Annotated in this window: 17 protein-coding genes and 2 tRNA genes; 5 read left to right on the top strand and 14 right to left on the bottom strand. The window is 46.3% G+C overall.

Annotated elements, in window-relative coordinates:
• Window positions 1-4 precede the first annotated feature (4 nt).
• Both VBY75_RS01080 and VBY75_RS01075 read right to left on the bottom strand, forming a co-directional pair.
• Window positions 5-1,231 (bottom strand): efflux RND transporter periplasmic adaptor subunit, encoded by a 1,227-nt coding sequence (locus VBY75_RS01080; protein ID WP_416510652.1) that lies wholly within the window; start codon window positions 1,229-1,231, stop codon window positions 5-7.
• Between the two features lie 120 nt (window positions 1,232-1,351).
• The gene (locus VBY75_RS01075; protein ID WP_222235511.1) at window positions 1,352-3,319 is read right to left on the bottom strand and encodes a monovalent cation:proton antiporter family protein; all 1,968 of its coding nucleotides are present in this window, start codon (window positions 3,317-3,319) and stop codon (window positions 1,352-1,354) included.
• Between the two features lie 166 nt (window positions 3,320-3,485).
• Here VBY75_RS01075 and VBY75_RS01070 point away from each other — a divergent pair, with 166 nt between their 5' ends.
• Window positions 3,486-4,391 (top strand): GGDEF domain-containing protein, encoded by a 906-nt coding sequence (locus tag VBY75_RS01070; protein WP_416510650.1) that lies wholly within the window; start codon window positions 3,486-3,488, stop codon window positions 4,389-4,391.
• Here VBY75_RS01070 and tilS read toward each other — a convergent pair.
• The 9 genes from tilS to dnaQ form a co-directional block, all read right to left on the bottom strand.
• Complete coding sequence (gene tilS / locus VBY75_RS01065) at window positions 4,357-5,688, bottom strand: tRNA lysidine(34) synthetase TilS (RefSeq protein ID WP_416510648.1); 1,332 nt, start codon at window positions 5,686-5,688, stop codon at window positions 4,357-4,359. The two genes, VBY75_RS01070 and tilS, sit on opposite strands and share 35 nt — an antisense overlap.
• Window positions 5,689-5,694: 6 nt before the next feature.
• Window positions 5,695-6,651, bottom strand: a complete 957-nt coding sequence (gene accA / locus VBY75_RS01060) for an acetyl-CoA carboxylase carboxyl transferase subunit alpha (protein WP_222235514.1) — start codon at window positions 6,649-6,651, stop codon at window positions 5,695-5,697.
• Window positions 6,652-6,666: 15 nt separating this feature from the next.
• Window positions 6,667-10,143 (bottom strand): DNA polymerase III subunit alpha, encoded by a 3,477-nt coding sequence (gene dnaE / locus VBY75_RS01055; protein ID WP_222235515.1) that lies wholly within the window; start codon window positions 10,141-10,143, stop codon window positions 6,667-6,669.
• Window positions 10,144-10,221: 78 nt separating this feature from the next.
• Window positions 10,222-11,517: an NAD(P)/FAD-dependent oxidoreductase gene (locus tag VBY75_RS01050; protein ID WP_199494177.1), complete on the bottom strand. Its 1,296-nt coding sequence runs from the start codon at window positions 11,515-11,517 to the stop codon at window positions 10,222-10,224.
• A 100-nt stretch (window positions 11,518-11,617) separates the two neighbouring features.
• The gene (locus VBY75_RS01045; RefSeq protein ID WP_416510645.1) at window positions 11,618-13,795 is read right to left on the bottom strand and encodes a M3 family metallopeptidase; all 2,178 of its coding nucleotides are present in this window, start codon (window positions 13,793-13,795) and stop codon (window positions 11,618-11,620) included.
• Between the two features lie 208 nt (window positions 13,796-14,003).
• Window positions 14,004-14,080, bottom strand: a tRNA-Asp gene (locus tag VBY75_RS01040).
• A gap of 25 nt (window positions 14,081-14,105) precedes the next feature.
• Window positions 14,106-14,182: transfer RNA gene (locus tag VBY75_RS01035), tRNA-Asp, on the bottom strand.
• A gap of 140 nt (window positions 14,183-14,322) precedes the next feature.
• Window positions 14,323-15,651, bottom strand: a complete 1,329-nt coding sequence (locus VBY75_RS01030) for a TIGR03503 family protein (protein WP_416510643.1) — start codon at window positions 15,649-15,651, stop codon at window positions 14,323-14,325.
• Window positions 15,636-16,343 carry a DNA polymerase III subunit epsilon gene (dnaQ, locus tag VBY75_RS01025; RefSeq protein WP_054488322.1) on the bottom strand — a complete coding sequence of 236 codons (708 nt, stop codon included), beginning with the start codon at window positions 16,341-16,343 and terminating at the stop codon, window positions 15,636-15,638. Before dnaQ ends, VBY75_RS01030 begins: the two co-directional genes overlap by 16 nt.
• Window positions 16,344-16,394: 51 nt before the next feature.
• Between dnaQ and rnhA the strand changes: the two genes are divergently transcribed.
• On the top strand, window positions 16,395-16,868 hold the full coding sequence (gene rnhA / locus VBY75_RS01020) for a ribonuclease HI (RefSeq protein WP_054488324.1): 474 nt from the start codon (window positions 16,395-16,397) through the stop codon (window positions 16,866-16,868).
• Between the two features lies 1 nt (window position 16,869).
• Here the strand turns inward: rnhA and VBY75_RS01015 are convergent, their stop codons facing one another.
• The gene (locus VBY75_RS01015) at window positions 16,870-17,259 is read right to left on the bottom strand and encodes a rhodanese-like domain-containing protein (RefSeq protein WP_054488326.1); all 390 of its coding nucleotides are present in this window, start codon (window positions 17,257-17,259) and stop codon (window positions 16,870-16,872) included.
• 15 nt (window positions 17,260-17,274) lie between these two features.
• Entirely contained in the window at window positions 17,275-18,030 is a 756-nt protein-coding gene (locus tag VBY75_RS01010; RefSeq protein ID WP_222235520.1) for a methyltransferase domain-containing protein, read from the bottom strand.
• Between the two features lie 74 nt (window positions 18,031-18,104).
• Here VBY75_RS01010 and gloB point away from each other — a divergent pair, with 74 nt between their 5' ends.
• From gloB to VBY75_RS00995, 3 genes are read left to right on the top strand one after another with little or no spacing between them, the layout of a single operon-like run.
• Complete coding sequence (gene gloB / locus VBY75_RS01005; RefSeq protein WP_416510639.1) at window positions 18,105-18,866, top strand: hydroxyacylglutathione hydrolase; 762 nt, start codon at window positions 18,105-18,107, stop codon at window positions 18,864-18,866.
• Window positions 18,867-18,914: 48 nt separating this feature from the next.
• The gene (locus VBY75_RS01000) at window positions 18,915-20,546 is read left to right on the top strand and encodes a LysM peptidoglycan-binding domain-containing protein (protein WP_416510637.1); all 1,632 of its coding nucleotides are present in this window, start codon (window positions 18,915-18,917) and stop codon (window positions 20,544-20,546) included.
• 8 nt (window positions 20,547-20,554) lie between these two features.
• Window positions 20,555-21,061 (top strand): hypothetical protein, encoded by a 507-nt coding sequence (locus tag VBY75_RS00995; RefSeq protein WP_222235523.1) that lies wholly within the window; start codon window positions 20,555-20,557, stop codon window positions 21,059-21,061.
• On the opposite strand, the gene ligA is transcribed toward VBY75_RS00995, so the two are convergent.
• Window positions 21,058-23,070 carry an NAD-dependent DNA ligase LigA gene (gene ligA / locus VBY75_RS00990; protein ID WP_416510634.1) on the bottom strand — a complete coding sequence of 671 codons (2,013 nt, stop codon included), beginning with the start codon at window positions 23,068-23,070 and terminating at the stop codon, window positions 21,058-21,060. The genes VBY75_RS00995 and ligA overlap by 4 nt on opposite strands.
• Between the last annotated feature and the right edge of the window lie 6 nt (window positions 23,071-23,076).

The following is a 23,076-nucleotide window of genomic DNA, read 5'->3' as shown; positions in this document are numbered from 1 at the left end:
ATACTTACCCGCCTACATTTTCAGAGTCAGTGTCTTCTTTGTCACCGTCATCTGACTTGGCTGCTGTTTCCATTTGTTCTGGTAAAGGATCGCCCGGCAAACGCACTTTCATACCCGGTAAGGCATTTTTGAGCTGAGTAAGCACCACTTTGTCGCCACTTTCCAAACCAGAACTTATTAGGCTCTTGTTACCTTGCGTACGCACTACCTCTACATCGCGTTTTTCCAGTTCACGACTTTCCGGAACAACCCATACAGAGCTATCTGGATTCAACGCATAGGTAGGAACTTCCATTAAACCTTGCGCATATCTGCCTTCAACCTGGGCTTGGACAAATCGGCCATAGCGTAATGGCACTTGGTGTGTTTCACCCTCTAAGTTATAAGGGTCAGGGATTTGAACAACGCCATAAATGACACGGCTGTTTTCATCTAATACGCCCTCGGTACGAACCAATCTGCCTTGCCACGTCGCCGACTGACCCGAAACGAGCGACTCTAGCTGAACGCGAGGCTTTTCTTCAGCAACGGCCGGATCCAGAATATACGTCATATCGAGGTCACTTAAAGGCAAGCGAACTTCTGCAGTACGAGTGTCAAACACCAAGGCTATTTGGCTGCCCGTTGAAACGAACTGCCCTAAGTTTGCTTCTTTACTTCTTAATACACTGTCAAATGGTGCCTTAATGGTTGTACGCTCTAAATCACGCTCTGCTTTTGCAAGGTTTGCCTCTGCAGATTCCACCGCCGCGATAGCACTGGCCAGTTGCGGCTTACGTAAACCTAACTCGGGAGCCTTTCCGTCTTCAAATGCTGCCCATTCTTCTTCTGCAACTCTTGCCCGTGCTTTCTCCTGCTCAAGTTCCGATTGAGCTTGCAACAGTGCTGCCCGAGCTTGTTGGACAGCGACTTCGTAATCAGAAGGATCGACCTGAATCAGCATGTCACCTTCTTTAAAGAAACCGCCGGCATTATAGTTATCGGCCACATCGACAATCTGACCGGTGACCTCAGCTACCAGCATAGTGGAATGCTTAGGTCTTACTGTTCCCTGGGAATCAACAATAAAAGTCATGTCGCGGGGACTGACTTCGAGAACCTCAACCATTGCTGCAGGCTTTGTCTGGTCGCGTTGCTTTGGAGGCTCAGCAGTCATACTGGCCAAGACTGATAAAACAATAGCACCCACAATGATTAAAGGTGGAATAAAGGCGCGTTTTGGAAATTTCATTTTATTGTTCTGCTCTTATTGATTAATTCACAGCCTCATTATCGCTGTTAATATTGTAAAATGTTAGACGTTAACTGTTGCCAGTTGTGTTAATACGCCGGAAAGTTGTAACGGACTGTTTCAACCCTCCAGTAACCAACGTTCGGCTGCCTCTACATAACGCGGTTTACCCATTAACAAAACCACATCCTGTGACTCCAGTTCTGTATCACTGTCGGGCTCAGGAAACTCCTCGTCATCACGTCGCAAAGCTTTCAACTGAACCTGATGCTTGTCCCAGTCGAGTTCATCAATGCGTTTACCGATAGCCCAGGCACCTTCCGGCAAAGTTAACGCTTTCAGAAACTCCAGCTTATCCGAAAGCTCTGGGTCCATATCCGTTTCCGAGCCCTGGAAGAAACCATGCATCTCGCCATAATGGTTACGACGTTCTTTATCCAGCCGGGCAAGAATACGGCGTATCGGAATCCCGCTACGGTTCAACACATGAGAAATAAGCATCAGGCTTGCTTCCAATGTATCCGGTACCACCTGAGAAGCGCCAGCTTCCTGCAGCTGAGTCAATCTCATATCATCTTTACTGCGCACAATAATGTAAGCATCAGGGTTCAATTGACGCAGTTCTTTCAATACATCCAGTGCGCGTAGGTCATCGGCAAAGCTGATAATAATCAAGTCCACCGTTTCAGCTCCTACGGCTCGTAAAATGTCTTTACGGGCACTGTCTCCGAAATAAACCCGGGCGCCACCGGCGACTGCTTCCTGAACCCTCATCGGATCATTATCGACGGCAATATGCGTAATTCCCTCAGCATCAAGAAACCGGCTCATGGTTTGCCCAACCCGACCAAAACCGCAAATCAGTACTTGATTTTCAAGACCCTCACTGCCCGTTGTGCGTTGCTTCTCAATATCGACTAATGGATCAGGGTGACGAACCACTAAGTTAACCAGGGGTTTAAGACGATGAATAATTATAGGGGTCATCGCCATACTCAGTACGCCAATACCTATCATGCTGGTCACAATTTCTTTACTCAGTAAACCATGAGTGCTTGCTAACGCCACAATAACGAAGCCGAACTCACCCATTTGAAACAGCGAAATACCACTGCCCCAGGCGTCTTCATCTCGCTCACCCATAAAGCGTGCAACCGAGCTTATCAGGGCAATTTTAATCACCGCCATAATAACCAGCGCCAGAAGTATCCAGTGAAAATTTTGAACAAAACCATAAAGCTGAAGCTGCATACCAATGGTGGTAAAAAAGAGCCCCATCAAAATGTCACGGAATGGACGAATATCGGCTTCTAGCTGGTGCTTATATTGGCTTTCCCCCAGCATCATACCTGCAAGAAAAGCCCCCAGTGCCATGGAAAGCCCAAAGATATGCGTCATACCACCGGCAACCAGAGCGACCAGTAACGTAGCAAGCACAAACAGCTCATCGGTTCTCTGCTTAGCTATTTCCTTAAATAAGTAAGGTAATACCCATTTCCCAATAGTCATAAGCACGGCAATAACCGCGGCACCTTTGGCTAAGGCAAACAATAAAGTGGTGCCAATATTGCCGTCATCGGATGCTAATAGTGGAATGATAATAAGCAGGGGAACAACGGCTATATCCTGAAAAAGCAGAATAGCGACACTCATCTGCCCTCGCCGGGTGGAGGTTTGCGCGCTTTCTTTCAACTGCTTAATAACAACCGCCGTCGATGACAGAGCCAGCGCACCGGCTATTGCTAACGAAGCTGCCCATTCATCTAACCAAATAAAAGCTATGAGCAAGAATACCAGCAATGAACCAAGAACCTGTGCGGCTCCTAACCCGAATACCCAGCGTCGCATTGCAATCATTTTAGGCAACGAGAACTCCAGGCCGAGCGAGAACAACAGCAACACAATTCCCAGTTCTGCGACCAGATGATAATCATCGGGATCGGCTATCCAACCCATTACATCTGGGCCTGCGATAATACCTGCAACTAAGTAAGCCAAAATTGCGGGTAACTTAATTCTCCGGAACAACCAGACCAGAATCACAGCAACGGCTAATAAAAGCAGCAGACTGGAAAAAGTACCGTTCATTCAGAAGCTCCTGAGTCGTTTTGTTTTTGTAGTGTCAAAATAGTAACACTCTTTTGTTTCAGAAAAACTAGCTCTTATAAAGTTTTGTAAATTATAAAGATTTTTATTTTGGCTCGAATTTTGCAAAGTTAATTTCAATTATTAAATTCAGGCACAAAGGTTTGTCATGTTAAACAGAGCTGTCGCTAAAGCTGAGACTAAAACAACTGAGAACAAAACTCAGGCGATTATCAGTCAATTAACATCATCAACAGAACTAAAGTCCAAGTCGGCTCCGCTCAGCGAGCGCTTGCAAACCTCTCTCGACTTAAATCAAGTGCTGTCAATTTATGCCGACTATATGCTGCAACGACTGCCTGTTAGCGCATTACAATTCATCTCAGACGATCAAATTATTAACTTGGTTGGTAATTACCAGGACCAAAATAGTGAGTACTCGGTCATGCTTTACGCTGATAACGAATACTTAGGACAAATGGTCTATCAATTTAAACGCACCCCTTCCTACGTTAATAAACTGCGACTGGAACAAATGCATAAACACCTGACCTTCCCGCTGAGAAATGCAATACACTTCTCTCGTTTACGGAAAGTTGCGGTGCGCGATCATTTAACCGGCTTAGGCAACAGAGCTCTTTTAGACGAGACATTAGAGCACCTCAGTGCTCGCCTAAAACGGGACAACAGCCAGTCTCATATTGTCATGCTATTGGACATGGACGGCTTCAAAGCGGTTAATGACCGACATGGCCACCAACAAGGTGACGAAGTACTTAAGCAGTTTGGTCAATTATTACAACAGCAGCTGCGAGATACCGACCGGGTGTTTCGTTACGGTGGTGACGAGTTCGTACTCATTCTCGAAAACACTCAACCGGAACAAGCCGAGGAAGTGTTCCTACGCATACGTAATGCGCTTAATAACGACATTAAACTTGCCACTTTTAACATTGGTGTCAGTGCCGGCAGTTTGGCCATGGAAAGCTTTCACAGCGCACAAGACATTATTGATGAAGCCGACAGACGTCTTTACGCCGCTAAAGTAGCGGGAAAAGGTCAGCATCTGAGTTAAACCATACCGGCTCCGGCAAACTGAGAGTGTCCTCAGTCTGAAAACTGAACCAACCCATACCGGCAACCCAAAGGTATTTTTCATTGAGTTCAAGTATGGGTCGTCTTTGTCTTAACCAGGGCGGAACACCGGCCTGCTTTAGCCACTCCTTAAGTTTTTTTCGTCCCTGACGTCCGGGCTTTGCCAGTTTTTCCGCGGGCAATGAAAAGGTCAGTTTTAGCTGATTACTGCCGTTGACAAGCTCAATCGGGACAGTCAGTTTACCCCACTTGCCCAAGTCGACGTTCGTTTCAGTTACTAAAGAATCACCGGGTAATTCGGCTACTTTAACGTCACACCAAAGCGCATGCTGAAAATACCGTACAACGTAACCGTCACACTGTATTTGTAGCTGACTGTCATCTCTTGCTGTGAGTGCCTGACGGCGAATTTGTTCTAGCTGCTCGTAACTTGGTAACGGCTTTTTCTGCTCTTGCAGCCAAGTGCGTAGCAAGGCACGTTGCATTGCTTCTGAGCGCTGATTTAGTAACAAGATAGGAAAGTGATGGGTATGGCTCTGTTGGTTATGTAATTTTTCTAACAACAGTTCATCCATAACCTGCTGTTGTTCAGCACAAAGCTTTGCGGCACGCAAAACACTTTGACCAAACTGAGGCCAACGTTGTTCCAGTACAGGAACGACATCATGCCGGAGAAAGTTTCGCTCAATGCTTGTATCGTAATTGGTATCGTCTTCTATCCAGGTCAAATTACGCTGCGTTGCGTAATCTAAAATTTGTTCTTTACTGACACTCAGCAGAGGTCGACATAATCGACGGTTTCCTGCCCACGGCTGAATACGTGCCATAGAAGACAAGCCCTTAGGACCGCTGCCACGTTTTAACTGCAGAAAAAAGGTTTCAATTTGATCGTTACGGTGCTGACCAAGCAGTAGCACGGCGTCATTTTGAGTCAGTTCAGCCATCCGTTGGTAGCGCCCTTCACGACCTGCGGCTTCTTTGCTCTGCCTGTTTGCAACAGGCACATCGAGTGGCTCAAAAATGGTTGGAATACCGTAAGCTTTTGCTGCTTCCTCTATGGTCGAGGACCAGTCAGCAGAGCTTGGATGGAAACTGTGATCCAGATGAATCGCCAGGTAGTCATACTGAGGATGTTGCTGACGATAACGCATCAGCAAATCAAGAATGGTTTGTGAGTCAGCCCCACCGCCCAGAGCAGCAACTAATTGCTGCCCCGGCTTTAATGCGAGAGATTCTAAAGCGTCACAAAATAGGTCGTATAGACCGTCAACCGTCATTGGAAATTAGCAGTAACCGAAAGACATCAGTTTACGATAACGCTGGTCCAGCAACTCTTCGTGGCTTAGGTCTTTTAGGCTTTCTAAGTCTGACACCAACTGCTGCTTCAGTCGCGTTGCCATTTCTTCCTTATGGCGATGCGCACCGCCCAGAGGTTCAGGAATGATAGCGTCGATTAAACCGAGCTCTTTACTACGCTGCGCAGTTACCCCCATAGCTTCTGCTGCTAAAGGTGCTTTACTGGCACTTTTCCATAAAATTGAGGCACAACCTTCGGGAGAAATAACCGAATAGGTACTGTACTGCAGCATATTAACCCGGTCGCCAACACCAATAGCCAGTGCTCCACCAGAGCCGCCTTCGCCTATAACAGTACAAACAATCGGAACAGTTAAACGAGCCATAACTTTTAAGTTACGAGCAATTGCTTCACTTTGCCCGCGCTCTTCAGCGCCAATTCCAGGATACGCTCCGGGCGTATCAATAAAAGTTACTACCGGCATATTGAAACGTTCAGCTGTCTCCATAAGCCGCAATGCCTTCCGATAACCTTCCGGTTTTGGCATACCAAAATTACGGCGAATTTTTTCTTTCGTTTCACGCCCTTTCTGCTGACCAATAACCATCACCGGCTTGCCATCCAAACGTGCAATACCACCGACAATTGCTTCGTCATTCGCAAAAGAGCGATCACCCGCCATTTCATCAAATTCGGTGAAGATCATACGGATATAGTCAAGCGTGTATGGACGTAGCGGATGACGCGCCAGTTGTGCTACCTGCCACGCACCGAGATCAGAGAAGATTTTCTCTGTCAGCTCCTGACTTTTTGTGGTCAGCCGCTGGACTTCTTCTTCTAAGTTGAGATCCAGTTGCCCGCGGTCACCAACAGATTTCAGTTCTTCAATCTGCGCTTCAAGTTCTGCAATCGGCTGTTCAAAATCCAGAAAATTAAGGCTCATTCGCTGTCATTTCCTTTAAAATTCGAGTGAAACTTGCTGAGTTCCCAACAAGTTCTGTAATTCGTATAGTAGTTCATCAGACGGATTCACATACCATTGTGCGCCAACATTTAAAGTGGCTTCAACACGTTCCGACTGATACCGCATTTTTATCGGGCAAGTCCCTTCAGCAAAGGGTTTTAATAGCTTTTCCAGTTTGCTGGCAAGGCCATTAGTGAGCTGCTCATCGGTGACTGTAATTGCTATGTGTCTGAGATACGTTTCCCGAGCCTGCTCAATTGCCATCACTTCTCTGGCTGTCATTGTATTGCTATTACTGAAGTTATCAAATCTGACCTCACCTTTTACCCACAAAATTCGGTCTTTTTCTAGCAATTCTTGATAACTTTCGTACTCATTGCTGAATAAACGCACATCCATGCGCGCTGTTTTATCATCTAAAGTAACTATAGCAAAACGCTGACCACGTTTATTGGTCAATACGCGAATATCGATGACCAGCCCCGCAATTGCGATACTTTCATCTTTGCGCGTAGGAGTCACACTGGACAGCGTGCTATTAATGTAGTGCTTGAGCTCTTTACGAAAGCGATTGATCGGGTGTCCGGTTAAATATAACCCCAGAGTATCACGCTCACCCTCTAACCATACCGCTTCTGACCATTTGCGCACGCTAACAAACTCTTGTTCAACCGCTTCGGGTTCGGTCGTCAGAACCCCAAACATGTCAGACTGACCAATTTTCTCAGCATTAAGGTGCTGCTCTGCCTGGCGAATCGCTTTTTCCAACGTTGCCATCAGCGCTGCACGGTGCGGTCCAAGGTTGTCCATTGCGCCGGCGCGAATTAAGCGTTCGAGAATACGCTTATTCATGCGCTTCAGGTCAACCCGACAACAAAAATCGAATAAATCCCGAAACGGACCACCCTCTTGTCTCGCCTGAATGATCGATTCAATAGGACCTTCACCGACACCTTTAATGGCCCCAATGCCGTACACAACCCGCTGCTGCTCGTCGACAGTAAACTTGTACTCACCTTTATTCACATCGGGTGGTAATAAATCAAGCCCCATGCGTTCGCATTCATCAGCTAAAGTGACAATTTTATCGGTATTGTCCATGTCTGCTGACATCACCGCAGCCATAAACTCTGCGGGGTAATGGGTCTTCATCCATAAAGTCTGGTAAGAAACCAACGCATAAGCGGCAGAGTGCGATTTGTTAAAGCCATAACCGGCAAACTTCTCAACCAAATCAAAGATTTTCATGGCCAGTTCAGGGTCGATGTTATTTTTAGCGGCCCCTTCACGGAAAATCTCGCGCTGTTTGGCCATTTCCTCTGGCTTTTTCTTACCCATTGCGCGACGTAATAAATCTGCACCACCAAGCGTGTAACCTGCCAGAACCTGCGCTATCTGCATTACCTGCTCTTGATACAGAATAACCCCGTAGGTAGGCTCCAGTATCGGTTGCAAGCTATCATGCTGATACTTAACATCCGGGTAAGAGATCTCTTCACGACCGTGCTTTCGGTCGATAAAGTTATCAACCATTCCCGATTGCAATGGCCCCGGACGAAACAACGCAACCAAAGCGATAATGTCTTCAAAGGAGTCCGGCAGAAGCTTTTTAATCAGCTCTTTCATGCCACGAGACTCTAACTGGAAGACCGCCGTTGTTTCGGCCTTCTTCAATAATTTAAAACAAGCCGGATCGGTTAAATCAATTGCGGTAATATCTATAGGGTCTTTGCCACTTTTAGCGTGGCGCCGGTTTACCATGTCCACAGCCCATTGGATAATGGTCAACGTTCTGAGGCCTAAGAAGTCAAACTTAACCAGGCCCGCTGATTCAACATCGTCTTTATCAAATTGAGTAACCGGGTTGTTGCCTTCATCGTCACAATACAGTGGCGAAAAGTCAGTTATTTTGGTTGGAGAAATAACCACACCACCAGCATGTTTACCGGCATTACGGGTCACACCTTCCAGAATACGGGCCATATCTATAATGGCCTTAACTTCTTCGTCTTGCTCGTACGCAGCACCAAGTTGAGGCTCTACCTCAAAGGCTTTAGCCAGAGTCATGCCCGGGTCACCCGGTACCAGCTTTGAAATTCTGTCGACAAAACCGTAAGGATGGCCCAGCACCCGGCCAACGTCACGGATGGCCGCTTTAGCCGCCATGGTGCCAAAAGTAATAATCTGCGAGACCGCTCCACGCCCGTAAAGATCCGCTACGTGGTCAATAACCTCGTCACGGCGATCCATACAGAAGTCGACATCGAAATCGGGCATGGAAACCCGTTCTGGGTTTAAAAATCGTTCAAAAAGCAGGTCAAACTCAAGCGGATCAAGATCGGTAATTTTAAGCGCATAAGCCACTAAAGAGCCCGCACCCGAGCCCCGGCCCGGGCCTACGGGTATACCGTTATCTTTACTCCACTGAATAAACTCCATAACGATAAGGAAATAGCCAGGAAAGCCCATATCGTTAATAACGCCCAGCTCGCGTTTCAGCCGTTCATCGTATTCAGGACGCTTTTGTTGCCGCTCCTCTGCGTCTGGAAATAAAAACTCTAAACGTTCTTCCAGACCTTCTTCTGAAGCTTTGATGAGAAACGCTTCAGTAGTCAGGTCGCCCGTTGGAAACTTGGGAAGAAAGTACTCCCCTAAACGCACAGTAACATTACAGCGTTTGGCTATCTCAACCGTGTTTTCTATTGCTTCAGGAATATCAGAAAACAGCTCTATCATTTCTTCGCTGGAACGAAGGTACTGCTGCGGAGAATATTTTTTAGGACGGCGCTTGTCTTCTAGCTGATAACCATCATGAATGGCTACTCGAATTTCATGCGGGTCGAAGTCTTCTTCTTTAAGAAAAACAACTTCGTTAGTCGCAACGACAGGGAGTTCCGTTTGACCAGCTAAGGCAACCGCTTTATGCAGGTAATCTTCTTCCTGAGGACGCCCTGTACGCACCAACTCAAGATAATAGCGATTTGGAAAGTACTGCTGATAAAAATCCAGAGCAAGATCAAGTTGGCTGTCATGCCCTTTAATCAGAGCCTGTCCAACATCCCCTTGTCGACTGCCCGACAGAAGGATAATGCCCTCGTTGTGCTCTTTAAGCCAGTCCTTATCGATAACTGGCTTACCTTTAATATTACCTCTTAAATACGCCTTTGAAATCAGCTGTGTAATTTGCTGATAACCTTCATTGTCCATCGCCAGGGCGGTTAACCGAAAAAGCTCGGACTCCGGGTAATCGGCCTGAACCCAAAAGTCGCAGCCAATTAAAGGCTTTAACCCTAACTTGTGCGCCGCGCCATAGTAGCGGACTAAACCACAAAAGTTCATTTGGTCAGTAATTGCCAACGCCGGCATACCGGCATCAGCAACCGCTTCACAAATGGGCCCAACTTTCGCCAGGCCATCTATCATGGAAAAGTCACTATGAATTCTTAGGTGAACAAAGTTTGGTGCAGTCATTTTACGAATACAGTCTGGCTTTTTTCGTTATCATTTTATGGCCTTTATTGTGCCTTAAGCGGCTTTCGAAGTATATCGTCAGTGTAACTTCAGGCGCGGTTTTACCACATGGTTCAGTTTATCCACCATCAACAACAGCAACATTTTCCACCAGCCATGTAGGGCTCTCTGGTGCATCCGGTATAAACTGGCGTAAGCCCAACGCGCCAGCGTGCCTTCAAGCGACATTGATAAACTTTTACTTTGCATCAGGTTGCCAACAGCAGAAAAACGACTTAATGAAACTAACGAGCCGCGATCTTTATACTTAAATGCTTTGGCTGACTTGCCTTTGTATTCACGAACAATATTGTCATACAAGCACTCTGCCATTTGATGCGCAGACTGTGCTCTGGGCGGCACCCAGCGCTCATCATCGATTTTGCAGCCCGCACAGTCGCCTATGGCATAAATACTTTGATCAGATACCGACTGAAGGTACTCGTTAACTTCAATCTGATTATTTTTTCTAACAGTCAGGCCCCATTCCTTAACCACATCCGGCGCCCTGACTCCTGCCGCCCAAACCATTAGGTTTGCCTGAATCGGTTCGCCTTCCGACAGAACCAGTGTGTTTTCTTTAACCTCTGTCACTGGGTTATCCAGAATAACTTCGACGCCAAGCGACTTTAGTTTTTTCTCCACTGACTTCGACAGGCGTTCAGGCAAAGCAGGCAATAATCTTTTACCGGCTTCAATTAAACGTACTTCAAAATGCTTTTGGTCCAGATAAGACAAACCATAAATCGATAGCAACGAAACCGAGTGAATTAACTCCGCTGCCAATTCAACTCCAGTAGCGCCGCCGCCAACGATAGACAACGATAATTTCGTTTCCTTACCATCTTCAATTGACTGATTTACCCGTAAGAATTCATTTAGCAGGTGTTCGTGAAACTCATCTGCCTGGCGCAATGAATCCAGGAAATAACAGTGATCACCAACTCCGGGAGTTCCAAAGTCCGCGGTAACACTGCCTATCGCAAGAATTAATCTATCGTAGTGAATGCTTCGCGGCGCTAACACTTCATGACCCTGTTCATCTTTTATCGCCGCTAATTGAATCGACTTTTCATCTTTATCCACCGACTCTAAAGTGCCAACCAGAAACTGAAAGCCTTCGCGAGCGCTTTGCCCGCGATAATCCAGCTCAGCCAGGCGCGAATCTAACGCACCTGAAGCAACTTCGTGTAATAGCGGTTTCCATAAATGAGTGCTATTACGATCAATTAAGGTAATCTTTGCTTTCTTTTTACGACCCAGCTTTCTCCCCAGCATGGTCGCTAACTCCAGTCCACCTGCACCACCACCAACAATGACAATCCGTTCTTGCATTTGTGCCTCGCCTATCTGCAGATAATAAAAAAGCCACTGACGATGATAACGCCAGTGGCTTTAGATAACGACTGTTCAGTCGAAATTATTTCAGTATGACTTAGTCGATACTTGGGTCTGTCAATCCGCGACGTTCAAGCAGAGCTTCAACAGTCGGCTCCTGACCGCGCCAGTCGATGTACTGCTGCATAGGATCTTTGCTGCTGCCTTTCGACAGAATTTCCTTACGGAAAGCCTGACCGTTTTCGAGGCTTAAGCCACCATTATTTCCCATGTGTTTGAACGCATCGGCCGCCAGCACTTCACTCCACATGTAAGCGTAGTAACCCGCTGAATAACCGCCGGCAAATACGTGAGCAAAATAAGTCGAACGATAGCGTGGTGGTACCGCTTCAACGGCTACACCGTTTTTCTCCAGTGCCTCTTGCTCAAATGCCGCAACGTCGTCAATCTCAGTTCCTGGCTCCACAGTGTGGTATTCAAGGTCAAGTAATGCAGCAGAGAGATACTCTAAGGTATCAAAGCCCTGGTTGAAGTTACGTGCATCCAGTACTTTTTGCAGCAGTTCGTCAGGTATCTGCTCACCGGTTTCGTAATGCTTCGCATACTTCGCGATAACTTTTTCGTTCAGTGTCCAGTCTTCCTGGAAAGTGGATGGAAACTCTACGTAGTCACGAGGTACTGAAGTACCAGCCTGAGACGGGTATTTAACGTCAGAGAACATACCATGCAAGGCATGTCCCATTTCGTGGAACATAGTTGATACTTCATCAAAGCTGATTAAGGTTGGTTCACCTTCCGGCGCTTTAGTGATGTTCATGTTGTTCAGGATAACCGGCTTCTGGTTCATCAGCTCAGACTGAGTACGGAATGAGCTCATCCAGGCACCGCCACGCTTGCTGTCGCGAGTAAAGTAATCGGCATAGAACAAGCCAATACTTGAGCCGTCAACGTCTTTTACTTCATACACAACCACTTCGTCATGATAAACCGGAATGTCGTTGCGCTCTTCAAAGGTGATACCAAACAATTGGTTCATTGCGTAGAAGACACCGTCTTCTAATACGCGGTTAAATTCGAAGTATTGTTTTACTTCGTCTGCGTCAATTGCGTATTTCTCTTCACGCACTTTCTCAGCGTAATAGAACCAGTCCCAAGGCTTCAATTCGAAATCTTCGCCTTCTGCTTCAATCATTGCCTGAATTTCTTGCGCTTCTTTCTCTACGTTGCTGACAACAGCCGGAACCAGGTCACGCAGCATTGACTGAGCAGCTTCTGGAGTACCCGCCATGTTATCGGCTAGTACGTAGTCACCCCAGCTGTCATAGCCTAATAGTTTTGCTTTATCAGCACGAAGCTTAGTTAAACGCTGAACCATAGGACGAGTATCAGTCGCGGTATTACCTGAGCCACGATTCGCTGAGGTTTCCCAGATTTTCTGACGTAATTCGCGATTTTCCAGATCAGTAAGAATTGACTGACGAGTGGTGTTTGTCAGAGTAATTGCATACTTGCCTTCCATATCACGACTTTCTGCCGCACTTGCCAAAGAAGCAATCTGGCTGTCGCTTAATCCGGCCAACTCTTCTTTAGTATCTACGACAATAACGTTTTCCTGCGTCAACGCCATCAAGCTCTTCTGGAACTCAGTGGTTAAACTTGAAAGTTCCTTGTTGATATCCCGGATTTGCTGCTTTTGCTCATCGTTCAGTTCCGCACCAGCACGAACAAAGCCTTTATAAGTGTCTTCCAGCAAACGCTCAGATTCAGAGTCCAGTTCCAATGATTCACGGTTATCAAATAACTGCTTAACCCGCGCAAATAAGTCTGCGTTTAGCATGATATTGTCACGGTGCGACGCCATCTTAGGTGCTAACTTACCTTGTAAGTCACGAATTTCATCGCTGCTGTTAGAAGATGAAAGGTTATAAAATACTGAGCTTACGCGGCTAAGAATTTCTCCCGCTTTTTCCATCTCAACAATGGTGTTTTGGAACGTAGGATCTTCTGAGTTTGTCGCAATAGCCTCAATCTCGGCCATGTGCTCTTCCATACCACGCTCAAATGCAGGTTCAAAATGTTTGAACTCAATGGCATCAAAATTAGGAGCTTGATAAAGCAATGAGCTTGCCTCGAAGAAAGGGTTTGATGCTGTTGCTTGTTGACTGCTGTCAGCAGATGCAGCTTGGTTTTCAGTAGTTGATGAGTTATTTGCATCACTGCAAGCTCCCAACGATACTGCTGCGCCCACAGCTACAGCCAGTAAAGTTTTACGCATGGGTATCTCCCGTTGTCTTTGTTATGTCATTGTGATTTTGGTGACAATACTCTAGCCCCAGGAAAGCTTTGGCTCAAGAGTTAAACGGCAAAAAGCATGATCTGCAGGGTAAAAATGTGAAACAAACTGTGATCACGGAAATACAGGCGTACTGTAATGGATAAAATGGTAAGGCAAATCTATAATATAGGGAGATTAAACAGAATAATGGCGGAGTGGACGGGACTCGAACCCGCGACCTCCGGCGTGACAGGCCGGCATTCTAACCAACTGAACTACCACTCCGCAAAATTCTTGGGGGCGTACTAAATGGCGGAGTGGACGGGACTCGAACCCGCGACCTCCGGCGTGACAGGCCGGCATTCTAACCAACTGAACTACCACTCCGCATTAGTACTACACGTTGAAGTCTCCCTCAACGCGGCGTGCATATTACGAGTGAGGGGCAAATGAGTCAACACTTTTTTTAAAGATTTTTGCCGACTGTCTGATTTATATTCAGATCTGCGCTTTTTTAACCACAAAGGTCATTTTTTACCACTTTTCTCTGCATTTCCTGTTTCAGGATTAGCCGCTTCAGTGGATACTTTCTTTTGTCTGAATTTAAACCACCACAGCGCAAACAAAGCCAGTCCAATCAAAACAAAATTTACGACAACAATGATGATCAGGTTCGTCATTGCCTGCTTTTCTTTTATTGCTCGTTCCTGGCGAGCCTGCTCCCGCTGTCGCTCTAATTCTCTTTGCTGCTGCTCAGCAAGTTCGGCTGCGGTAGGCTCAGGTGGTGGAGGCTCTTTTGCAATAAAGCTGAAGTCGTCAATTCTGGCCTCAAACTCCCTACCATCGGCAGTCGTCGCAAAAATATCCAAGTCGACTAAATGCTTACCAAAGGCCAGGTTTGCAATCTCAACATGGTGCGGAAACCCTTCGGTTTCGCTGACAGTGAATTTACGTACTTCACCATTAGGAAAAGCTGTTTCACCATTAATAATCAAACTGTTTGGGTCTATCCAGTTGTCATCCACTTCAATCTGCAACCGGTGATTCTCGTCGACAGATTCAGACTGGATAACTTCAAATTCAACTGGCAAGGGCTCAACTTCAAGCGGGCCAAACTCAAACACTCGTTGATACAACGGTGTTGTCATTTCATAAGTCGCCATCCACTCACCGGGTTCAACACTCAGGTTAAAAAAGCCGGTAAAAACACCGTCACCAGCTTGCTCATCGTGTCCCCGTCCATTATCTTCAAATTGGGCAACCCGCGCTGGATTAGCACCAAAATTATCAAAATCCGGGTTATTCGTGCTGACAAAAAGCACATCTAATATGACCGTTTGGCGAAAACGTGCAGTTTCGACTATTTCATCGCCATTATAGAGCTTACCCTCAACTTTTAGCTCTTCATGCTGAAATAAAGGATTCGGCAACGGTTCGGCTTCAAAACGAATATCAGAAATTACCAATGCTTTATTATCTTCATCGATACGACCCGCAGCCTGCCATGGACCCGGCTGAGGTTCTTTAATTCGAATAATGTCAAAATTAGGATCGGTATACCACGTAACTTTATTTTCTGGGTAGCGTGAGTCATACCATTTACTGCCATCCGGTTTTATCAAAACCAGAGGTTTACTGCCCGGCTCCCGAAAAAACAGTAAGGTAATTTCCTCGACATTGTCGTCGATACGAAAGCGTTGGCCTTTAATTGGCAACTTATTGGTAATATCGCCCTCTATCAGGCTCATCGCCTGCTTTTCAACTTCCTCTTTAGAGTCAACATCACTAAAACTCTGTATCGCGAGTGCTTTTGAGCTAGTCGCCAGAACCAGTAATAAAGCTAAGAGTCTTGCCACAGACAGCGCCCACCTTCTTCTTTAACTCGCGCTAAACGCGCCTCATGTAATGCTTCTTCATCGGCCGTTGCGCGTAAAACCTTTAATGCCGGAGGGTTAGTCACTCGCTGGTGCTCAACTTTTTGCGAACCATCCTGATGATTTTTTCCGTGGCTAGCCAAGTTCAAATCTGTCTGACCGCCTGTCATCATTAAATAAACATCAGCCAGAATTTCAGCATCCAACAATGCGCCGTGCAGTTCACGAGACGAGTTATCAACACCAAAGGCACGGCACAAAGCATCCAAATTATTTTTTTGCCCTGGCCGCATTTCGCGCGCTAACTGCAAAGTATCCAGTACCGTACAGTAGTCATTCGTTAAGCCGACATTCGGTCTTATACGGCTGAACTCAGCGTCCATAAAACCCACATCAAAAGGTGCGTTGTGAATCACTAACTGCGAACCTTTAATGAACTCGATGAAATCGTGGACAACCTGAGCAAATACAGGCTTGTCGGTCAGAAAGTCGTTCGTTATTCCATGAACCTCAATGGCCTCCTGCTCAACCACCCGCTCAGGATTAATATAAACATGGAAATGATTACCGGTTAATTTGCGGTTAATAAGCTCCACACAGCCAATTTCGATAATTCGATGGCCCTTGGCAGGGTCAATACCGGTAGTTTCTGTATCTAATACGACCTGACGCATGCTGAAATCCTGATATACTCGCTGAAAACAATGGATATAGTAGCAAGTAACATGTCGAACTCAAAAACTGTTCATTTATATACCGACGGCTCTTGCCTGGGGAACCCCGGTCCAGGCGGTTATGGTGCCGTGCTGGAATATGGCAAACATCACAAAGAGCTAAGCCAGGGGTATCAGCTAACAACCAATAATCGAATGGAGATGCTGGCTACTATTGAAGGTTTACGTGCTCTAAAACGTTCATGTCACGTTATTCTTACAACGGACAGTCAATATGTAAAACAAGGCATTGAACAATGGATGCAACGCTGGAAACAAAATGGTTGGCGTACGTCGGCACGTAAAGCGGTAAAAAATAAAGATCTTTGGCAACAACTGGATCAGGAAGTTAGTCGTCATAAGGTAGAGTGGAAATGGATTAAAGGCCACTCCGGACATAAACAAAATGAGCGTTGTGATGAACTGGCCCGCAACGCCGCAACGCGCGAGCCACTACTAGAAGATAAAGGGTTTGAAGGCGAGTAAATTACTCGCCGGCAACTACCGGCAGTTTTTTCTCCTGCCAGGCACTCATCCCTCCATCGACGCTATAAACGTCGTTGAATCCCATGCGCTGAAGACTTTCCGCAGCCAGAGCTGAACGCCCACCGGTGCGACAAATAAGATACAGAGGCTTCTCAGCAATGCGCTCAAGTGCATTATCATAACCTGCCACATCGGGGTGTTGATTCAATTGCATTTCCAGCACACCCCGGGGCATATTCACTGCTTCGCGAATATGACCCTGACCGTATTCCGCAGGTTCTCTCACGTCGATGACACGAGCGCCCTGCTCTATTGCCTTTTGTAAGTCATCGGTTGTTACTTCTTTTACATTAGATTTCGCTTTGCCACATAACTCTTGTGCTGTAATCATAAATTCAATACCTCTTTAATTGCGTTTAGATTTTGAAAACTGTTTTGTCGTCATTGCCGCTGCCGTTTGTCTTCCATTTACGGCAAGCTGTTTGCGCTGAACCGAGGGTTTCAATCGAGTTATTAAAGTTTGTTTCCTGGCCACAATAAAGTAAGCGGCGCGCATTCCCGGTATCACTTCGCTCAGCTTTGTTGACCAGTCGCTTCCTCTGTGTTCGCTGTGGTGTAAAAAGTGTGAAACATAAAATTCAGACTCAAGCACCTCAAACCCTAAAACTTCCAGCCAGTCTTTTACTCTTATCAACGTAAAATATCGCCCACACCAGGGAAAGCTCTTTTTATGACGAACAAAGAATCCACTCGCTACTGCCGGGCTATATGGGTTAAAGCCCGTCAACACCAGCACACCGTCATCGTCCAGAACTCGAGTAACCTCTCTTAATAGCTTGTGTGGGTTTTGGCAAAATTCAAGGACAAAAGGAGCAATGAGGTTATCCACACTGTCTTCTTTTAGCGCCATGTCAGTCAGCTCACTGCGCACCGCCACCTTTCCTGCGGCACCTAAAGTCAGCCAGTCTGCGTTACCTCTAAAGCACTCATTGAGTCCCGGCCCCAATGAGCTAATTGCCACCGTCTTTCCTGGTTTCAACCTGCGTTGATGAGACCGGATAAGCTCAGCCGTTTGCTCCACCATGTACTGCCCACAAGCCATTTGCTGCCAATCTTCCGGAGCTGCTAAATCAATTTTTGAGTACGCTGGTTTAATTAACACGGCTAATTCCTGTATTATGAACTTATCTTCAACTTACTCGCTGGGTTTCTCATCCTAGCGTTATAGGGGTTAACATGCGAGTTCATGCAATTGAAGCTTTTGATGACAATTATATATGGGCGATTGAAACCAGTAATAATGACACGGTTATTATTGTAGACCCTGGAGAAGCTAAACCCGTTCAACAATGGCTGAAACAAAACAATAAAAGTATTGATTCTATTCTGGTCACTCACCACCATTACGATCACACAGGTGGTATTGCTGAATTGCTCCAGGAAACTCCATGTCAGGTCATTGGCCCGAATAACCCTGAAATAAAAACCTTAACTAAAACGGTCAGCGAGGGTGACACAGTAACGGTTGGCGGCACTTCATGGCAGGTTTTTAGTACGCCGGGACATACTTTAGATCACATTAGTTTTTATACTCCAGGTTTCCTATTCTGCGGTGACACGCTATTTTCTGGCGGATGTGGCCGAATGTTCGAGGGCACACCAGAACAGTTTACCCATTCTCTTTTAAAGCTACGCAAGCTTCCGGGTGAAACCCGAGTGTTCTGTGCGCATGAGTACACCCAGGCAAACCTCTCATTTGCATTAAAAGTTGAGCCAAACAACGCTGTACTACAAAGTTATGCCGAAAAGGTCAAAATGCTGCGTGAGCAAGACCTAATTACTCTACCGAGTACGTTACAGCTGGAGTTAGCCATTAATCCCTTTCTTCGTTTTGATCAAAAAAGTGTTATTGCAGCAGCCAGTGAACATGCCGGAAGTGTAAAAAACACTCCTGAGGACGTTTTTTACACAATTAGACAGTGGAAAGATAACGCGTGATTCTTTAAACTCCTCAAGATTTTAATAATTATCGGAAGTAAATTACGCATGACAAACAGCAAACGAAAGAACACATGGTTTAAGTACTGTATGGTAGCCAGTGGCCTGGCATTAGGTGGCTGCCAAAACACGATGCTGTTTAGCGACAACGACCCGATAGAAACCAACCAGCCATCTGAGCTCAAATTAACACCCATTCCTGAAGAAGTGATTAGCCAGCCCGCTGAAGAGGAAGTTGCTGCGACCAAACCTGTCGAGCTGACACCTCAGGAGCAGGATGACCTATGGGTAAGAATTCGGCAGCAGCTGCATTTTAAGGTACCGGATGTACCCAGAGTACAAAGCCAGCGCAACTGGTATGCGAGTCACCCCGAATATTTGGACCGCGTAGCTAAGCGAGCCGAGCCTTACCTTCACTTAATTGTTGAAGAGCTGGAAAAGCGCGACATGCCGGTTGACCTGGCCTTATTGCCGATAGTAGAAAGTGCCTTCGACCCATTCGCATACTCCCACGGCAGTGCTTCGGGTGTTTGGCAATTTATTCCGGGTACAGCGCGCCAATATGGGTTAGACATCAACTGGTGGTATGACGGTCGCCGTGACGTTTTCGCAGCAACTCATGCCGCGTTAGACTATTTACAAGCGTTACACCGTTACTTTAACGGCAATTGGATGCATGCCCTTGCAGCCTACAATTCGGGTGAAGGCCGTGTTGCCGCCGCTATTCGAAAAAATGAACGATTAAACAAACCAACTGACTTCTGGAACTTGTCTCTGCCGCGCGAGACAAGAGCTTACGTACCCAAGTTGCTTGCGTTATCAGAAATACTCGCCAACAGTGAAGAGTATGGTATCACGTGGTACCCCATTGAAAACCAGCCAAAACTGGAAGTGGTTGAGACTCCGGCGCAAATTGATTTAGCTTTAGCTGCCGACATGGCTGATATGCCGCTGGATTCCCTGCACCAATACAACTCAGGTTATAACCGTTGGGCAACGGCACCAAACGGCCCTCATCGTTTACTTCTTCCTCACCAGAATGCGGGAAAGTTTAAACAGGCATTAAGTGAAACTGAGCCTAAAGACTGGCTGAGCTGGACGCGCCATGAGGTTAAATCCGGTGAAAGCCTGTTAACCATTTCCAGTAAATACAATACATCGGTCGACGTCATTCAACAGGTGAATGATATCAGTAGTCATATCATCCGTGCTGGTGAACATCTGTTAGTGCCTGTTGCAACCCTGAATATCGACAACTATAAACTATCTAAGGATCAACGACGTGAAGACCGTCAAGACCAAAAACGTCAGGGTAAACGTCTAGAGCACGTTGTTCAGTCGGGTGATACACTATGGGATCTTAGCCGTGCTTACAGCGTTAATTTACGAGATTTAGCACGTTGGAATTCTATGGCTCCTGGTGATTATTTAAGACCAGGGCAAGAATTGGTGGTTTGGACGGAATCTGAACCCTCTTCGGCAGTACAAAGCGGTATCAACAGCATTATGCGTAATATCCGATACCGTGTACGCACCGGTGACTCACTGGCCAGGATTGCTGATAAATTTAATGTCACCATTCGTCAAATAGAGCAATGGAATAATATTCAGCGCAATCGTTATCTACAGCCAGGGCAAATGCTTAAGTTAAAAGTAAATGTCACTGAGGTGAGTAGTTGAGGCAACCTATGAATAACTTAAAATTTGTTTTTGTCGTTATAGCATTACTTTTTAGTGCGCAAACTTTAGCTGACTGGAAAGCAGAGGGAAGCGGGAAAGTCATTTACCCTTCGGGTCGCACTGAGCCTTTAAATTTTGGTTTCGAATATAAAAAGGTTTATGACACCATTATTTTCACCGCAGGAAAATCTCAGATGCGGACCTCAGAAATGCCGCCGAACTATATTCTCAACCTGTTCGTTAATAAGCAGGGGCAAGTTTATGTAGCTGAATTTGCTAACGGCTTCTTCAAAGGTTTTGAATTAAATATTGGTGAGCATAAAATCAGTGTGAATCACCGTCAGGAATTTGATGAAGAGGAACCTCTTCGGCATCTGCGCGTACAAATTAATGACCGTAGTTTCTTGCTGGATACAACACACCCTACGATCAAATTTGAATTCGACGAAGAAAAAGGCATTATTGATATCAATGGCTCAGGCCTGTTAAAAGACCTGAGCTCCCGCGGGCGCTAGTCTTTTAACAACTGATGCAATGCATCTTCGTCAAGTATTGAAAGCCCAAGGGACTGGGCTTTAGTCAATTTCGAACCAGCATTCTCTCCGGCAACCAAAGCCGTTGTCTTTTTAGAAACACTGGAAGCGACTTTTGCTCCCAGCGCTTCAAGCGCCGACTTTGCTTCATCACGAGTCATCGTCGACAAAGTACCGGTAATAACATAAGTATTACCCGCCAGGCGATCACTTTGAACAGAGCTGGCGTCTTCGCCTTCCGGCCAGGAAATAAACTTCCTTAGTTCCGCCACAACCTGCTGATTATGAGATTCATGAAAGAAAGACACAATGTGGTGCGCTACAACAGCCCCTACATCCGGGACTTCCTGTAACTGCTCACTATTAGCTGCAACGAGCGCATCCAGGTTTTTAAAGTGATTTGCCAGCGCGTTGGCCGTCGCTTCACCCACTTCCCTAATACCTAATGAATAAATAAAACGGGCTAACGTTGTTTCTTGTGTTGCTTTAATCGCATTTCGAAGATTTTCAGCAGATTTACTGCCCATTCGGGGTAAAGTTGCCAACTCGGCTTTTGATAAACGATAAAGATCCGCAGGTGACTTTATCCAGTCTCTTTCAACCAGTTGCTCTACAATTTTATCGCCTAACCCGTCGATATCCATGGCTTTGCGAGAAGCAAAATGCTTAATCGCTTCTTTGCGCTGGGCCGCGCAATACAAGCCTCCCGTACACCGGGCTACAGCCTCACCTTCGACTCGCTCAATATCTGACTGACAAATCGGACAGAACAGAGGAAACTCAATAGCTTCGGTTTTTTCAGGACGTTTATCTTTTACCACACTCACAACTTGCGGAATCACGTCTCCGGCGCGACGAATACTCACACAGTCACCAATTCGCACACCTAAACGCTCAATTTCATCAGCATTGTGCAAGGTTGCATTCGATACCGTTACTCCTCCGACATTAACCGGCTCTAAGCGTGCTACAGGAGTAATAGCGCCTGTTCTGCCAACCTGGAAGTCGACTCCGGTAATCGTCGTCAGCTGTTCCTGCGCAGGAAACTTACGAGCAATAGCCCAGCGCGGAGCCCGGGCTACAAAGCCCAAATCTTGTTGCAAACGAACAGAGTCGACTTTAAAAACGACACCATCGATATCGTAGTTCAGAGAGTCCCGACGCGCTAAAATAGATTCATAGTAGTCATCACAGCCCTGCACTGAATCAACGGTTTTAATTTCAATGTTGACCGGCAGCCCCCAGTCTTTCAGTTGCTGTAAACGCACATAATGACTATCAGGTAATTGAGTGGTTTCCGAAATTAACCCCAGACTGTAAGCATAGAAATGCAACGGCCGCTTAGCCGTAATTTTAGAATCTAACTGCCGCAAACTGCCTGCTGCCGCATTACGCGGGTTAGCAAACACTTTTTCATCGCGCAAACGAGCTTGTTCATTGAAGCGTTCGAAAGCACCTAGCGGCATCACTACCTCACCGCGCACTTCGAGCCGTTCGGGAACATCGCCGGAAAGCTTTAGTGGCACATTACGAATGGTTTTCACATTTTCTGTAATGTCTTCGCCGCTTTGACCGTCGCCACGTGTTGCCCCTCGTACTAATAGCCCATTTTCATAAAGGAGACTAACTGCGGCACCATCGAGTTTAGGCTCACAACAAAAAGTCACTGTTTGATTAGTATCTAAGCGCTGCTCAACTCTTTTACTGAACGCTTCAAACTCTTCAACGGAAAAGGCGTTATCCAGTGATAACATAGGGACTTCATGCTGAACTGTTTTGAACTGACCGAGCGGCTTCCCGCCAACTTTCATCGTGGGCGACGAAGCATTTTTTAAATCGGGACGCTCAGTTTCTAATGCCTTTAGCTCATGAAATAAACGGTCATACTCAGCATCAGGTACGCTTGGTTCGTCGTTTTCGTAGTATTCTTTATTGTAACGATTAAGTAACTCTTCCAGCTCTTGCATACGCTGGGAAACAGACTGATTCATAATGAC

The sequence above is a fragment of the Idiomarina sp. HB genome, from assembly GCF_048059115.1.
GTDB classification, from domain to species: Bacteria; Pseudomonadota; Gammaproteobacteria; order Enterobacterales; family Alteromonadaceae; genus Idiomarina; species Idiomarina abyssalis.
Note: the sequence above shows the minus strand (reverse complement) of the source record. Positions and strands in the feature narration are given on the sequence as shown.

Excerpts from the sequence above, each read along its gene's own strand:
- VBY75_RS01080 (WP_416510652.1), bottom strand. The coding sequence starts at position 1,231 with ATGAAATTTCCAAAACGCGCCTTTATTCCACCTTTAATCATTGTGGGT.
- VBY75_RS01075 (WP_222235511.1), bottom strand. The coding sequence starts at position 3,319 with ATGAACGGTACTTTTTCCAGTCTGCTGCTTTTATTAGCCGTTGCTGTG.
- VBY75_RS01070 (WP_416510650.1), top strand. The coding sequence starts at position 3,486 with ATGTTAAACAGAGCTGTCGCTAAAGCTGAGACTAAAACAACTGAGAAC.
- tilS (WP_416510648.1), bottom strand. The coding sequence starts at position 5,688 with ATGACGGTTGACGGTCTATACGACCTATTTTGTGACGCTTTAGAATCT.
- accA (WP_222235514.1), bottom strand. The coding sequence starts at position 6,651 with ATGAGCCTTAATTTTCTGGATTTTGAACAGCCGATTGCAGAACTTGAA.
- dnaE (WP_222235515.1), bottom strand. The coding sequence starts at position 10,143 with ATGACTGCACCAAACTTTGTTCACCTAAGAATTCATAGTGACTTTTCC.
- VBY75_RS01050 (WP_199494177.1), bottom strand. The coding sequence starts at position 11,517 with ATGCAAGAACGGATTGTCATTGTTGGTGGTGGTGCAGGTGGACTGGAG.
- VBY75_RS01045 (WP_416510645.1), bottom strand. The coding sequence starts at position 13,795 with ATGCGTAAAACTTTACTGGCTGTAGCTGTGGGCGCAGCAGTATCGTTG.
- dnaQ (WP_054488322.1), bottom strand. The coding sequence starts at position 16,343 with ATGCGTCAGGTCGTATTAGATACAGAAACTACCGGTATTGACCCTGCC.
- rnhA (WP_054488324.1), top strand. The coding sequence starts at position 16,395 with ATGTCGAACTCAAAAACTGTTCATTTATATACCGACGGCTCTTGCCTG.
- VBY75_RS01015 (WP_054488326.1), bottom strand. The coding sequence starts at position 17,259 with ATGATTACAGCACAAGAGTTATGTGGCAAAGCGAAATCTAATGTAAAA.
- gloB (WP_416510639.1), top strand. The coding sequence starts at position 18,105 with ATGCGAGTTCATGCAATTGAAGCTTTTGATGACAATTATATATGGGCG.
- VBY75_RS01000 (WP_416510637.1), top strand. The coding sequence starts at position 18,915 with ATGACAAACAGCAAACGAAAGAACACATGGTTTAAGTACTGTATGGTA.
- VBY75_RS00995 (WP_222235523.1), top strand. The coding sequence starts at position 20,555 with ATGAATAACTTAAAATTTGTTTTTGTCGTTATAGCATTACTTTTTAGT.
- ligA (WP_416510634.1), bottom strand. The coding sequence starts at position 23,070 with ATGAATCAGTCTGTTTCCCAGCGTATGCAAGAGCTGGAAGAGTTACTT.